Genomic DNA, 14794 nt, shown 5'->3' with positions numbered 1-14794 from the left:
TTGAGCGACCCGGCCCTGTCATGTGGCGCGCCGAGCACGCCGTCTGCCCTTCACAACGCGGCGGTATGGCTGTGGTTCCCGGCGAAAAAACCGATTGTTTACCCTGACGCGCCGTCGTCCTCACTGAAGACACGGAGGTGTGCGGAACTGACCTCCGGGTGGACACGTGTCCACCATGAGGACACTCAAACTCTATATTTTTCAATGTGTTACGTTTGGCACGAGGGTTGCTGAACAAACACCACCCGTCGCACCCGCCGGACCAGTCCGAGGGGGTGCGCGACAACAAGGGTGGAACCCAAGGAGGAAAGCCGTGACGTTTCCCACAACCCTTCTGCGCCAGGCCGGCGCCGCCGCCTGCGCGCTCGCGCTCGCCAGCTTGCCTGCCGCCGCGCAGAACGCCTCCGACGGCAAGGTGGTGATCGGCGCCATCGTCGACATGACCGGCGTCTATTCCCGCCACGGCGGCCCCGGCATGGTCTCGGCTGTGCAGATGGCGGTCGAGGACTTCGGCGGCAAGGTGAACGGCAAGCCCATCGAGGTGCTGTCCGCCGACTACCAGAACAAGGTGGATGTCACCTCCGGCGTGGCCCGGCGCTGGTTCGACAATGAAGGCGTCGACATGGTGATCGAATCCACCGACAGCGCCTCGGCACTGGCGCTGTTCCGCCTGGGCGACGAGAAGAAGCGCGTCATCATCGGCGCGGGCTCGGCCACCACGGCCCTCACCAATGCCGGCTGCATGCCCTATGGCGTCCACTACGTGTACGACACCTATGCGCTCGCCACCGGCACCGGTTCGGCCATCGTGAAGGAGGGCGGCAAGAGCTGGTTCTTCATCACCGCCGACTATGCCTTCGGTCATGCGCTGGAAGCCGACACAAGCCGCGTGGTGCTGGCCGATGGCGGCAAGGTGCTGGGCAATGCCCGCGCCCCCCTCTCCACCACCGATTTCTCCTCCTTCCTGCTCCAGGCCCAGTCCTCCAAGGCGCAGGTGATCGGCCTTGCCAATGCGGGCGGCGACTTCGTCAATTCGGTCAAGCAGGCGAGCGAGTTCGGCATCACCCAGGCGGGGCAGAATCTCGCCGCCATGCTGGTCTTCATCACCGATGTGAAGGCGCTGGGCCTGAAGGTGGCGCAGGGCCTGAAGTTCACAACCGGCTTCTATTGGGACCGCGACGAGGAGAGCCGCGCCTTCTCCAAGAAGTATTACGCCCGCAACAATGCCCAGCCTTCCATGGTGCAGGCGGGCGCCTATTCGGCCACCATGCATTATCTGAACGCCGTGAAGGCGGTGGGCTCGGAGGATGCGGCGAAGGTCTCGGAATGGATGAAGGCCAATCCGGTCAATGACTTCTTCGCCAAGAACGGCGTCATCCGGGCGGATGGCCGCATGGTGCACGACATGTATCTGGCCGAAGCCAAGGCGCCGGCGGACTCCAAGAATGAGTGGGACCTGATGAAGATCCTGCGCACCATTCCCGGCAACGAAGCCTTCAAGCCGCTGGCGGAGTCCACCTGCACGCTGGTGAAGAAGAGCTGACATTCGGCTTTTCTCCCGGGTCGAGCCCTCCTTTGCCCCCTCGGGAACCCTCCCCCGGCTCCTTGCCCCCTCCCTAACCCTCCCCCGCTTTGCGGGAGAGGGGACTTTGGTGGGTCCGGTCGGGGCGGTGGCTTTGATCGCCATCGGCGCCCGTCATCTCGACCTCTCCCCCGGCGTGACCGGCCCCCTCTCCCGCAAAGCGGGGGAGGGCAGGGGAGGGGGCATGGACGCCACGCCACGCGCAAGCCCGCCCCTCTGACGCCTCCAGAGCCACCATCCCCGCCAATGGCAGGGGTGGAGGGATGCGGGAGCGGCCGGCGCGCGGCGGCGCGCCAGGGTTAATGTAGGATGACGTCGGAGCCTCGCTCCGTCCGCCCCCGCGCGGGGATTTATGGCCTCGGCCCTGCGCCGCGTGGGCAACAGGTTCTCCCATCAGCACCGGCCGAACCAGAACCGGATCGGTGCGCCTGGGCCTTCAGCCTCCTCTGCTAACGGGCGCGAGGTGCGTTACTCCCCGTCCCGTCGGACACCCGCCCCCGACACCACCCGTCAGGCCGCTCCGGACGCGCCCCTCCTTGGTGCCAGGTGAGACCACCATAACAGAGGCGCGAGGAATTAGGAATATGGTCTAGGATATATTTCTTATATCGCGTCCTTGACCCTCCCTTGACCCTCCCTTGCCGCCATGCGACGGCAAAGGAGTCATTCAAGGAGCCACCATGCCCTCCGCCAGCCTCGTCTCCATCCATCGCTATCCGGTGAAGGGCTTTTCCGCCGAGACCCTGGCGGACGTGGCGCTGGAGGCCGGGCGTTTCTTTCCCGGCGACCGGCTCTATGCGGTGGAGAACGGGCCGAGCGGGTTCGATCCGGAGGCCCCCGCCTACAAGGACAAGACCTCCTTCCTGGTGCTGATGCGCAATGCCCGCATCGCTGCCTTGAAGACGCATCTTGATCCCGAAAGCCACGTCTTCAGTCTGAACGGCCCTCAGGTCGGCGTGGCGGGCGACCTGCGCACGCCCGAGGGCCGTGGACAGGTGGAGGCCTTCCTCACCGCCTTCATGGGCGAGGCGGCGCGCGGCCCCCTGAAGGTGCTGGCCGCGCCCGAGGGGCATCGCTTCACAGACAGCCTGCGCTCGGGCTTTGTCTCGCTGGTCAATCTGGCCAGCGTGCGGGACCTGGAGGCGCACATGGGCGCGCCGGTCGATCCCATCCGCTTCCGCATGAACCTGCATCTGGACGGCTGGGCGCCCGGCGCGGAGCTGGATCTGGTGGGGCGGACGCTCGCCATCGGCCCCGTGCGGCTGAAGGTGCTCAAGCGCACCGAGCGCTGCGCCGCCACCTCGGTCAATCCCGACACTGCCGAGCGCGACCTCAATGTGGTGAAGGGCCTCCACAAGGCCTATGGCCACACCGATTGCGGCATCTATGCCAAGGTGCTCACGGGCGGGCGCATCGCCCCCGGCGATGCCGTCACGCTGGAGGCGTGAGGGCTACACAGTGGCGGCGATGAAGCGCACCAAAGCGGGCAAAAGGCCCGGATGGAGGGGCGCCGAGGCGTCCCTATAAAGAGCGAAATTGGCCGCCCGCTCGGGCGGCGCCGCCTTGAACACGTGGTTGGCCTCGGCCAGTTCCACCACGTCCGCATCCGGACGGCCCCGGCGAAGGGCGTTAAGGTCCGCCGTCCCCACCTGGAGGTCGCGCAGCCCCTGCACAAGCAAGGTGGGCGCCCGCACCCGCCCGATCTCGGCCGCCGGGTCCATGGCGCATTCGGAGGCGAGGAAGCCCTGAACGGATGGCCGGAAGGCCATGTTGAGCGCGGGTGGCACATTGTCCACCCGCCCGCCCGCCGCCACAGTGCGCAGGATGGACAGCGCCCGCTGGAGCACCGCATCCGGCAGGTTCATGGCCTCGAATTGTTCCTGGAGCACGGCATCCAGCCGGCGGCCGGGCCCGGCCAGGAGCACCAGCCCATCGACGGGCACGCGCCCCGCCGCGCGGATGGCAACGCTCGACCCCTCGCTGTGGCCCATGGCCAGAAGCCCGTCCACGTCCGGCCGGGCGGCCAGCGCGGTGAGGGCGAAGGCGGCATCGTCCACATATTGGTCGAAGCGCAGATCCTCTTCCCGCTGCACCAGCGCCCGGCTTTCCCCGACGCCCCGCTTGTCATAGCGCAGCACCCGATAGCCAGCGCCTGCCAGGCCCTGGGCGATCTGGCGGTAGAGGTCGGTGGCAAGGCCCGGGCCGTTGCCGTTGCGGTCGGTGGGACCGGAGCCGGCGATGAGCAGCACCGCCGGCGAGGTGCGCGGCCCGTTCCGCGCGGAGGACAGGGTGCCGGAAAGGCCCCCCGCCCGCCAGGGTTCCTCCACCACCTCGAAGGCGGGGGCGGCATCGAGCCGGCGGGAGGCGGTGAGCAGCAGCCCGCCCGCGGCTGAAGCGAGGACGGCGCGGCGGCTGATCATGGCATGGTCAGCCGTTCAGCTCGCTTTCGTCCAGCCGGCGCGCCTCATCCGCCAGCATGATCGGGATGCCGTCGCGAATGGGAAAGGCGAGCTTGGCGGCGCGGGACACCAATTCCTGGCGCGCCCGGTCATAGGTCAGCGGTGTCTTGGTCAGAGGGCAGACCAGAATTTCCAACAGCTTGGGATCGACCTCGTGCCCGGGCCGCGGCGACTGTGTCATCGACAACTCCATGCGGCGACGGAGCAAGGCCATCGCTCGTTTTTATGTGCTCCGACACTTGCGGCCGGATGCTTCAACGGGTGCAATCTAGAGCCCGCTTGGGGCGAAATAAAGCCGTCGCACAAGGGGCTAGGCTAAAGCCTTGCGGCTACGTTGACCCGGATCAAGGCCGGGCGCCCGCATGCTATTACCTTGGGGAAGGCCGTAACCCCTTGGACTTCGGCGTTTGTTGTAAAACGGTCACTTGCGCCGCCAAAACGGGGATGCACCTTGAGACCCAAGCCTGCCTCCGCGCCTCTGCCGCACCGCGATGCCGTCGCGTCCTCACCTCCGCCCGCGCCGTCTCCCGAGCCGACCGCAAGCCAGGCCATGCCCGCGCAGGCCGGCTGGCATGCAATGGCTCACGCGGACGCGATGGCGCGGCTCTCCAGCGGACCCGATGGCCTTTCCGGCACGGAGGCTGCCGAACGCCTCGCGCGGGGCGGGCCGAACCTCCTGCCCGCACCGCCCCGGCCGGGTCCCTTCCGCCGGTTCCTGGCTCAGTTCAACAATGCGCTGATCTTCTTCCTCCTCGCCTCGGCGGTGGCGGCCGGCGTGCTCGGCCACGGGGTGGATGCCGCCGTCATCGCGGCGGTGGTGTTGGTCAATGCGATCATCGGCTTTGTCCAGGAGGGACGGGCGGAGCGCGCGCTGGATGCCATCCGCACCCTCATTTCACCCCGCGCCGTGGTGATGCGCGCGGGCACGCGCCGCGCCATTCCGGTCGCCGAGCTGGTGCCCGGCGACGTGGTTCTTCTGGAGGCCGGCGACCGGGTGCCGGCGGACCTGCGGCTCATCCGCGCCCATGCGCTGCGGGTCGACGAATCCATGCTCACCGGAGAGGCGGTCGCGGCGGAAAAGCATGTGGCTCGTGTGGCCCAGGGGGCACCGCTGGCGGAGCGGACCTCCATGGCCTTTTCCGGCACGCTGGTGGCGGCGGGTACCGGGGCGGGCGTTGCTGTCGCCACCGGGACGGCCACCCAGATCGGCCAGATCAGCACCCTCATCGCCGAGGTCGAGCCCAATTCCACGCCCCTGCTGCGCCAGATCAACCGTTTCGGTCGGCATTTCACGGTTCTGGCCTTGTCGGCATCGCTGGTGCTGTTCGCCGTGGCGACCTGGGGCCGGGGCCTCGCCTGGGAGGATGCGCTCATGGCGGTGGTGGCGCTCGCCGTGGGGGCGATCCCCGAGGGCCTGCCGGCGGTCATCACCATCACGCTCGCCATCGGCGTCAAGCGCATGGCCGGCCGCAAGGCGGTGGTGCGCCAATTGCCGGCGGTGGAGACGCTGGGCGCCACCTCCATCATCTGCTCCGACAAGACCGGCACCCTCACCCGCAACGAGATGACCGCCCGGCGGGTTGTCACCGCCGGCCATCTCATGGCGGTGTCGGGGGAGGGCTATGGACCGGTCGGCCTCTTCACCACGCAGGACGGCACCGACGACGTGGCGGCCCTGGAGGCGGCGCAGGAACTGGTGCGCTGCGGCCTCCTGTGCAACGACGCCCGCCTGGAACGGCGCGGCGAAGGCTGGGGCGTGATCGGCGATCCCATGGAGGGGGCGCTGGTGGCGCTCGCCGCCAAGGCGGGGCTGGATGCCGACCATCTGCGCGCCGAATGGCCCCGCCGCGACGAGATCCCCTTCGATGCCCGCCATCGCACCATGGCCACCCGCCATGTGACGCCCGACGGTGGCGCCGTGATCTTCGTGAAGGGCGCGCCCGAGCGCCTGCTCTCCCTGTGCACCCGCGAGGCCCGCCCGGAGGGGCCGGCACCGCTGAATGCGGACCGCTGGACCGAAGCCCTCCAGGCGTCGGCCTTGGCGGGCGAGCGGGTGCTGGGCTTTGCGCTGAAGGCCTCCACCGGGACGGGTGAACTCGGGCCCGCCGACCTGAAGGACGGCCTCGTCTTTCTCGGCCTGGTGGGCTTCATCGACCCGCCGCGCCCGGAAGCGATGGCCGCCATCGCCCAATGCCGCTCGGCCGGGGTGGCGGTGAAGATGATCACCGGCGACCACGGCGCCACCGCCGGCGCCATCGCCCGCCAATTGGGCCTCACCGACAATCCGGAGGTCATGACCGGCGCCGACCTCGATCGCACGGCCGATGCCGACCTGCCGGCCGTCGCACGGCGGGCCGATGTGTTCGCCCGCACCAGCCCCGAGCACAAGCTGCGCCTGGTGCGGGCGCTGCAATCCACCGGGGCTGTGGTGGCCATGACCGGCGACGGGGTGAACGACGCGCCCGCCTTGAAGCAGGCGGACGTGGGCATCGCCATGGGGCACAAGGGCACAGAGGCGGCCAAGGAGGCCGCCGACATGGTGCTGCTGGACGACAATTTCGCCTCCATCGTCGCGGCGGTGAAGGAGGGGCGCACGGTCTATGACAATGTGCGCAAGGTCATCGCCTGGACGCTGCCCACCAATGGCGGCGAGGTGGTGGCCGTGATCGCCGCCTTGCTCATCGGCTTTGTCATGCCCATGAGCGCGGTTCAGATCCTGTGGATCAACCTCGTCACCTCGGTGACGCTCGGCCTCGTGCTCGCCTTCGAGCCGTCCGAGCCGGGGGTGATGGCGCGCGCGCCACGGCCGAGCCAGGCGCCGCTCCTCTCGCCCTTCATGGTCTGGCGCATCCTGTTCGTGACGAGCCTGTTCACGGCCGGGGTGCTGGGCCTGTTCTTCTATGCGCTGGGCCGGGGGAGTGACCTGGCCACGGCGCGGACGCTGGTGGTCAATCTGATCGTGGTGTTCGAGGTCTTCTACCTGTTCAACGTGCGCTATCTCGGCGCCGGTTCGTTCACCTGGCAGGGCGCGCTTGGCACGCCGGCGGTGCTGCTTGCGGTGGGCGCCGTGGTGCTGGCGCAGATCGCCTTCACCTATCTGCCGGTTCTGCAGGCCGTGTTCGACACCCGCCCCGTGACGTGGGCCGATGGCGCCCTCATCCTTTCGGCCGGCATGGCGCTCATGGTGGTGCTTGAGGGCGAGAAGGCCGTGCTCCGCCGCCTGGGCCTTGCGCCCTGAGGCTTAACGCCGACGCCGTCGGCCTGTCCCAGCGGCGCGGGGAGCGCGGACGGACAGGCCCGACGACGTGCGTCCGGCCCGCCGCGCACCACAAGGTGCGCTTCCTCCTCCAGATCATGGAGACAGCATGAGCCATAATCCCGCGCCCGACGCGCCCCAAGGCGTGCCCCGCACCCTCCTTTTCGCCACCGATCTCGGTGCCCGCTGCGACCGGGCTTTCGACCGCGCCGTGGCGCTGGCGGACGGGTGGAAGGCGGATCTCATCGCTGTCCATGCCTTGCACGCTCGGGCGGAGGTGCACGCGGCGGGGGAGGCGGACCTGCCGTCCTGGCGGCGAGGGCCGGATCCGCTGCGCCTCGCCACGGCCCGCTTGCAGCAGGATGCGTTCGAGACCACCCGCCCCATCGCGGTCGTGGTGGCGGAAGGCGCGCCGGCGGAGGTGGTGCTCAAGACCGCCAGCACGCGCGGCGCGGACCTGATCGTGACCGCCGTGGCGCGCGACGACGGGCTGGAGCGCCTGCTGCTCGGTTCCACCGTGGACCGGCTGCTGAAGGAGGCCACCGTGCCGGTGCTGATCGTGCGCCAGCGGCCCCGCGCGCCCTATCGGCGCATCGTGGTGGCCACTGATGTGTCTGAGGCCTCCCGCCGGGCCTTGCACCGGGCGGTGGATTTCTTCCCGGACCTGCCGCTGCGGGTATTCCACGCCTATAGCGCGCCCCATTCCGCCCTTGCCGCCGATCCGGTCGCCTATCGGGAGGCCTATGGCAAGGGGGTGGCCGAGGATCTCGACGCCTTCCTGTCGCAGAGCGGCCTCGGCGCCGCCCGCATCCAGGAGGTGCTGGTGGAGCGGGGCGACCCGGCGCTGCTGATCCCGGATTATCTGAAGGCCGTGGAGGCGGACCTCCTGGTGATGGGCACCCGCCGCAAGGGCCTGCTGATGGACCTCCTGGTGGGCAGCACCGCCCGCTCGGTGCTGGAGGGTGTGCGGTGCGACGCGCTGATCGTGCCCGATCCGGGGTAGGGGGCGCAGGCCTAGGGACCTGCAAGAGCCTGCAACCACATGTGAACGGGCCGGCCCGGCGATGGGTCGGCCCGTTCGAGGCCCTTCCTGGAACCTATTAAACTACTTATTTTGCTCGAGTTTTTCCCGATTAGAGGGGGCCGCGCGCGCGTTAGATCTCCTGAATTGATACCTTTCATGCCAGGGATTTATTTCCCCTCCCGCCGGGCGGCGGCTATAGCCGGACGCAAGCCAGCCGAGTCGCGCCCGCGACCAGGGGCTTTGCGTAATTGCGAGTGTCTTCAGAGCGTTAGCTTCGTACCGGCGCCGTCCCGCCGCCTTGCACGCACTGCCGGTCCCGTTCGGGTCCCAGTGCGCGGGGCAGCACACGTCCCGGTGCGTGCGGAAAAAGCGCGACCCGATCGCGCCAGTGTCCGGCGTGGGCAAGCCGCCCCCGCTCCGGGCGAACCCGCCCGCGAGGGCGGGGGGAGGCTGGGCGGCGGATGGTTTCATGTCGTCCCCCCCTTCGACCCCTTCGGCCCCGTCCTCCGTTCCTCTCGGCCTGCTGCTCGGCCTCATCGGCGTGTGCCTGTTCGGCGTCACCGTGCCGGCCACGCGCTATGCGGTGCATTGGCTGGACCCGGCCTTTCTCACTTTCGCGCGGGCCACGCTCGCCGGGGTGCTGGGCGTTTCCATCCTGGTGATGCGCGGCGCCCGCTGGCCCCACACCCGGGGCGCGCGCATGCGGGACATCGTGGTGGTGGCGGGGTGCCTCGTCTTCGGCTTTCCGCTGCTCATGGCCTATGGCAGCCTCACCGTGCCGTCCTCCCATGCGGGGGTGGTTCTGGCCATCCTGCCGCTGATGACGACGCTCGGCGCCATGCTGGTGGCGGGTGAGCGGCCCACCCTCACCTTCCTCGCCATCAGCGCGCTGGGCTGCGGGCTGGTCATGGCCTTCGCCTTCCGCAATGGCGCGGCGGGGAGCCTCGGGGCGGGCGACAGCCTGCTGGCGCTGGCCGCCATCATCTGCGCCTTCGGCTATGCGGTGTCCGGGCGCCTCTCCCGCCACATGCCCGGCTGGGAGGTGATCTGCTGGGTGGTGGCGGTGTCGCTGGTGGTGACCGTGCCCGGCACGCTCGTCACCGCGCCCTACGGCCATTTCGACGCCGTGCCCCTCTCAGCCTGGGTGGCGCTCATCTATGTGGGGGCGGTCAGCCAGTTCTTCGCCTTCTTCTTCTGGAACAAGGGCATGGCGCTGGGCGGCATTGCCCGCGTCGGGCAGGTGCAGCTGATGCAGACCTTCCTGATCGTGGTCTTCTCCTGGCCCATCAATGGCGAGGCGCCGGACCTGGAGACCTATCTCTTCATGGGCCTCGTCATCGCCGTGGTGGCGCTTGGGCAGAAGGCCAAGGTGAAGGGCACCGCGCCGGGGTGAGGGGAGGCGCCCGGGGCCGCTTTTTAGCCGACATCCGTCGTGCTCGGGCTTGACCCGGTCCTATCGCCCCGCTGCGTGGAGGATCCGGCCATGGCCGCTCCAGGCCGGTCCCCGTGGATGGCCGGGACAAGCCCGGCCATGACCATCAGGGGCGCGCATCCCTATTCCATTCCCCCGTCGCAGCAGTGGCGCGTTGCGTTTGGGGGGCGCTGTGCCGTCAGTCGTCGAGGCCCAGCGTCGGGGCCGCGCGGCGTTCCAGGATGCCGCGAATGGCGTCCACCAGCTCGCTTTCCTTCACAGCGAACTGGGCGGGGCGGGCGGCGCGGTATTCGGCATTGTCGGAGATGGAGGTGGCGATCTTGGCGCCCTCCACCAGATCCTTGATCTGGACCTCGCCGGCCTCCTTCTCGTTGGAGCCCTGGATGATGACCGCCGGGGCGCCGCGCCGATCGGCATATTTCATCTGCGCCTTCATGCCGGCGCCGCCCAGATACATTTCCGCGCGGATGCCGTTGGCGCGCAGGTCCGACACCATCTTCATATAGTCGGCGATGCGGGCGGGCTCCTTGTCCATGGCGAGCACCACCACGGGGCCGATCTCCGCGTCGGTGTCCATCTTGCCCAGGTGCGCGAGGGCGTGCAGCAGGCGGGAGACGCCGATGGAAAAGCCCGTGGCCGGCACCGGCTCGCCCCTAAAGCGTGCCACCAGTCCGTCATAGCGCCCACCGCCCGCCACCGAGCCGAAGCGCACGGGGCGCCCGTTCTCGTCCTTCACCTGGAAGGTCAGCTCGGCCTCATAGACCGGGCCGGTATAATATTCGAGGCCGCGGACGACCGAGGGGTCGATGAGGATGCGGCCGTCATCATAGCCGGCCGCGGAGACGAGGAGGCCGATCTGGCGCAATTCGTCGAGGCCGGCGCGGCCGGTGGCGCTGTCGCCCACCACGATTTCCAGCTTGTCGAGGCCGTCGAGCCCAGCGCCCGCGCTGACGAAGGCGATCACCTTGTCGATGTGCGCGGGATCAAGCCCCGCTCCCTTGGTGAAGTCGCCCGACGGATCGAGCCGGCCCTTGCCCAGGAGGTCGCGCACGCCCTCGATGCCGATCTTGTCCAGCTTGTCGATGGCCCGCAGCACGGTGAGCCGCCGCCCGGCATTCTCAGCCCCGCCGAGGCCGATGGCCTCCAGCACGCCGTCCAGGACCTTGCGATTGTTCACCTTGATCACATAGTCGCCGCGCGCGATGCCCACCGCCTCCAGCGTGTCGGCGGCCATCATGCAGATCTCCGCGTCGGCGGCGACCGAGGGGGCGCCCACCGTGTCGGCGTCGAACTGCATGAACTGGCGGAAGCGGCCGGGGCCGGGCTTCTCGTTGCGGAACACATAGCCCGAGCGATAGGAGCGATAGGGCTTGGGCAGCTTTTCGAAATGCTCGGCCACATGGCGCGCGAGCGGCGCGGTGAGGTCATAGCGCAGCGAGAGCCACTGCTCGTCATCGTCCTGGAACGAGAACACGCCCTCGTTCGGCCGGTCCTGGTCGGGCAGGAATTTGCCGAGCGCATCGGTATATTCGATGGCCGGGGTCTCCAGCGCCTCGAAGCCATAGAGCTCATAGACGGCGCGGATCTTCTCCAGCATGGCGCGGGTGGCCGAAAGCTCGGCGCCGTGGCGGTCCACGAGACCGCGCGGGAGACGTGCCTTGGGTTTGGTGTCGCTGGCCATGGGAGAACTCTTCAGGAAAAGCGCGCGGGCATACCGCGCCCGCGCACGAAAAAGGGTTGGCGCGTCTTAGAGGACGATGGCCTCAGCGGCAAGTTTGGGGGCGGGGAAGGGCCGTGCGGGGCATCGGGAAAAAACGGCGTGCCGAGCGGACCTCAAAGGCCCGCGCCGAGGGTGGGGGACGTCGGCTGCGGTCCCGCTTCCGCCCGGCACGCATCCTTTTCTGCCACGCTCTGGCTGGTGCCAAACTGATCCGGATCAAAGCGCCCGGGCGCGATGACGCAAAAATTGGCAACGCACGCCAAAGGCCCCCCTTCCGCTCCGGTGGGGCCACACCCACATGAGCCACAGCGGCGGCGCACGTGATCCCTCACGGCGCGCCTTCGCTGCGGCGGCCGGGAACCGGCGCCGCATCCCAACGTCGTCCCGTGCTCAATGGAGGCGGGACTGGCGGCGAGGAGGAGAACAGAATGAATTTTGAAATCTATACCGAGCGCGCCCGCGGCTTCGTGCAGTCGGCCCAGTCGCTCGCCGTGCGCGAAGGCAACCAGCAGTTCGTGCCCGAGCACCTCTTGAAGGTGCTGCTCGACGACCCCGAAGGCCTGTGCTCGGGCCTCATCCAGCGCGCCGGTGGCAACCCCACCCAGGTCCGCGCGGAAGTGGAAGCCGCGCTCAAGAAGCTGCCCAAGGTGCAGGGCGGCACGGGGCAGGTCTATCTCAGCCAGCCGCTCGCCCGCGTGTTCGAGGCCGCCGAACAGGCCGCCAAGAAGGCGGGCGATGGCTATGTCACCGTGGAGCGCCTGCTGCTCGCCCTCGCCATCGAGAAGGAGAGCGAGGCGGGCAAGATTCTGGCGCGCGCTGGCGTGACCCCGCAGAATCTCAACACCGCCATCGAGGCGCTGCGCAAGGGCCGCACCGCGGACACCCCGACCGCGGAAAACGCCTATGACGCGCTGAAAAAGTATGCCCGCGACCTGACCCAGGCGGCGCGCGACGGCAAGCTCGACCCGGTCATCGGCCGCGACGAGGAGATCCGGCGCACCATCCAGGTGCTGGCGCGGCGCACCAAGAACAATCCCGTGCTCATCGGCGAGCCCGGCGTCGGCAAGACCGCCATCGTGGAGGGCCTCGCCCGCCGCATCGTGGATGGCGACGTGCCCGAGAGCCTGAAGAATAAGAACCTTCTGGCGCTCGACATGGGCTCGCTCATCGCCGGCGCGAAGTATCGCGGCGAGTTCGAGGAGCGGTTGAAGTCCATCCTGTCCGAGGTCGAGGCGGCCGAGGGCGGCATCATCCTGTTCATCGACGAGATGCACACGCTGGTGGGTGCCGGCAAGACGGATGGCGCCATGGATGCGTCCAACCTGCTGAAGCCCGCTTTGGCGCGCGGCGAGCTGCACTGCGTCGGCGCCACCACGCTGGACGAGTATCGCAAGCATGTGGAGAAGGACGCGGCGCTGGCCCGTCGCTTCCAGCCGGTCTTCGTCTCCGAGCCCACGGTGGAGGACACGGTCTCCATCCTGCGTGGTTTGAAGGAGAAGTATGAGCTGCATCACGGCGTGCGCATCACGGATAGCGCGCTGGTGGCGGCCGCGACCCTCTCCAACCGCTACATCACCGACCGCTTCCTGCCCGACAAGGCCATCGACCTGGTGGACGAGGCGGCCTCGCGCCTGCGCATGCAGGTGGACAGCAAGCCGGAGGCCCTGGACAATCTCGACCGCGAGATCGTGCGGCTGAAGATCGAGCAGGAGGCCCTGAAGAAGGAGACCGACGTCGCCTCCAAGGACCGCCTGAAGAAGCTCGAAAAGGAGCTGGCGGAGCTGGAGGAGCGCGCGGCCGTGCTCACCTCCAACTGGAAGGCGGAGAAGGAGAAGCTCTCCGAGGCCACCACGCTGAAGTCCAAGCTCGACCAGGCCCGCGCCGACCTGACCATCGCGCAGCGCCAGGGCGAGTACCAGAAGGCGGGCGAATTGACCTATTCGGTCATCCCCGAGCTGGAGCGTCGCCTGGCCGAGATCGAGGCCACCGGCAATTCCGGCACGGCCCAGGAAGCTGTCACTCCCGATCACATCGCGGGCGTCGTCTCGCGCTGGACCGGCGTGCCGGTGGACAAGATGCTGGAGGGCGAGCGCGAGAAGCTGCTCAAGATGGAGCTGGAGCTCGCCAAGCGCGTCATCGGCCAGAACGAGGCGGTCACCGCCGTCTCCACCGCCGTGCGGCGCGCACGGGCGGGCCTGCAGGATCCGAACCGTCCCATCGGCTCGTTCCTGTTCCTGGGTCCGACCGGCGTCGGCAAGACCGAGCTGACCAAGGCGCTCGCCGAATATCTGTTCGACGACGAGACCGCCATGGTGCGCATCGACATGTCGGAATACATGGAGAAGCACTCGGTGAGCCGGCTCATCGGCGCCCCTCCCGGCTATGTGGGTTATGACGAAGGCGGTGCGCTGACCGAAGCCGTGCGCCGCCGGCCCTATCAGGTGGTGCTGTTCGACGAGGTGGAGAAGGCCCATCCGGACGTCTTCAACGTGCTGCTCCAGGTGCTCGACGACGGGCGCCTGACCGACGGCCAGGGACGCACGGTGGACTTCCGCAACGTGTTGATCATCATGACCTCGAACCTCGGCGCCGAGTTCCTCGCCGATCCTCGCCAGCCGGTGGGCTTCGGCCTGCCCGGTCACGAGACCGAGAAGGTGGTGTCGGACGACGAGGCCTATGAGCTGGTGATGGGGGCCGTGCGGCGTCACTTCCGCCCGGAATTCATCAACCGGATCGACGAGATCGTCATGTTCCACCGGCTGAAGCGCGAGCAGATGGGCGCCATCGTGGATGTCCAGTTGAAGCGCCTCGCCAAGCTGCTGGAGGATCGCAAGATCGTCCTGGACCTCACCCCGGAGGCGCGGACCTTCCTCGCCGACAAGGGCTACGACCCGGCCTATGGCGCCCGCCCGCTGAAGCGGACGATCCAGAAGCTGGTGCAGGACCCGCTGGCCGAGAAGATCCTCGGCGGCGAGATCCTGGACGGGGCCCGGGTGAAGGTGGGCGTGGAAGGCGGCCACCTGACCTTCGCCCCCGAGGCGCCGGTCAGCCAGGCGGCCTGAGGCTTCAGGTCATCGCTGAAAAGAGGGCGGGTGCGGCAGGGCCGCGCCCGCCCTTTTTGTTGCGCGCGTGTCGGGTTCCGGCCAAGCGGGCGCGAAGCGGACAGGCGGATGGCTTCGCTGAGGCTCCCCTGCGTGGCCCGTCATGCCCGGGCTCGTCCCGGGCATCCACGCCTAACCGCTTGGCGGAGCGACTGAAATGGAGCGGCGACCTTCGCTCGGTCGTAATCCGCCCGGCCCGGCCCTCACGCGGCACGGAGTT

9 protein-coding genes are annotated in these 14794 nt (G+C 68.6%); 6 read left to right on the top strand and 3 right to left on the bottom strand.

The window, feature by feature from the left end; genetic code table 11:
- Positions 1–334: 334 nt before the first annotated feature.
- Positions 335–1543: an ABC transporter substrate-binding protein gene (locus PV781_RS13720; RefSeq protein WP_274776484.1), complete on the top strand. Its 1209-nt coding sequence runs from the start codon at positions 335–337 to the stop codon at positions 1541–1543.
- A gap of 719 nt (positions 1544–2262) precedes the next feature.
- Positions 2263–3030, top strand: coding sequence for an MOSC domain-containing protein (locus PV781_RS13715; protein ID WP_274776199.1), 768 nt, complete (start codon positions 2263–2265; stop codon positions 3028–3030).
- 3 nt (positions 3031–3033) lie between these two features.
- Here the strand turns inward: PV781_RS13715 and PV781_RS13710 are convergent, their stop codons facing one another.
- Entirely contained in the window at positions 3034–4002 is a 969-nt protein-coding gene (locus PV781_RS13710; protein WP_274776198.1) for an alpha/beta hydrolase, read from the bottom strand.
- A gap of 7 nt (positions 4003–4009) precedes the next feature.
- Positions 4010–4222: a Trm112 family protein gene (locus PV781_RS13705; RefSeq protein WP_209098717.1), complete on the bottom strand. Its 213-nt coding sequence runs from the start codon at positions 4220–4222 to the stop codon at positions 4010–4012.
- A 396-nt stretch (positions 4223–4618) separates the two neighbouring features.
- Between PV781_RS13705 and PV781_RS13700 the strand changes: the two genes are divergently transcribed.
- From PV781_RS13700 to PV781_RS13690, 3 genes are all read left to right on the top strand, one after another.
- The gene (locus tag PV781_RS13700) at positions 4619–7279 is read left to right on the top strand and encodes an HAD-IC family P-type ATPase (RefSeq protein WP_274776197.1); all 2661 of its coding nucleotides are present in this window, start codon (positions 4619–4621) and stop codon (positions 7277–7279) included.
- A gap of 127 nt (positions 7280–7406) precedes the next feature.
- Entirely contained in the window at positions 7407–8300 is an 894-nt protein-coding gene (locus PV781_RS13695) for a universal stress protein (RefSeq protein WP_274776196.1), read from the top strand.
- Between the two features lie 490 nt (positions 8301–8790).
- Positions 8791–9714, top strand: a complete 924-nt coding sequence (locus PV781_RS13690; protein WP_274776195.1) for a DMT family transporter — start codon at positions 8791–8793, stop codon at positions 9712–9714.
- Between the two features lie 217 nt (positions 9715–9931).
- Here the strand turns inward: PV781_RS13690 and hisS are convergent, their stop codons facing one another.
- The gene (gene hisS, locus PV781_RS13685) at positions 9932–11434 is read right to left on the bottom strand and encodes a histidine--tRNA ligase (RefSeq protein WP_274776194.1); all 1503 of its coding nucleotides are present in this window, start codon (positions 11432–11434) and stop codon (positions 9932–9934) included.
- A gap of 467 nt (positions 11435–11901) precedes the next feature.
- Between hisS and clpB the strand changes: the two genes are divergently transcribed.
- Positions 11902–14535 (top strand): ATP-dependent chaperone ClpB, encoded by a 2634-nt coding sequence (gene clpB / locus PV781_RS13680; RefSeq protein ID WP_274776193.1) that lies wholly within the window; start codon positions 11902–11904, stop codon positions 14533–14535.
- The last annotated feature ends 259 nt before the right edge of the window (positions 14536–14794 follow it).

The organism is Aquabacter sediminis, assembly GCF_028863665.1.
Classification (GTDB): domain Bacteria; phylum Pseudomonadota; class Alphaproteobacteria; order Rhizobiales; family Xanthobacteraceae; genus L1I39.
This window is presented reverse-complemented; position numbering and strand designations above follow the sequence as displayed.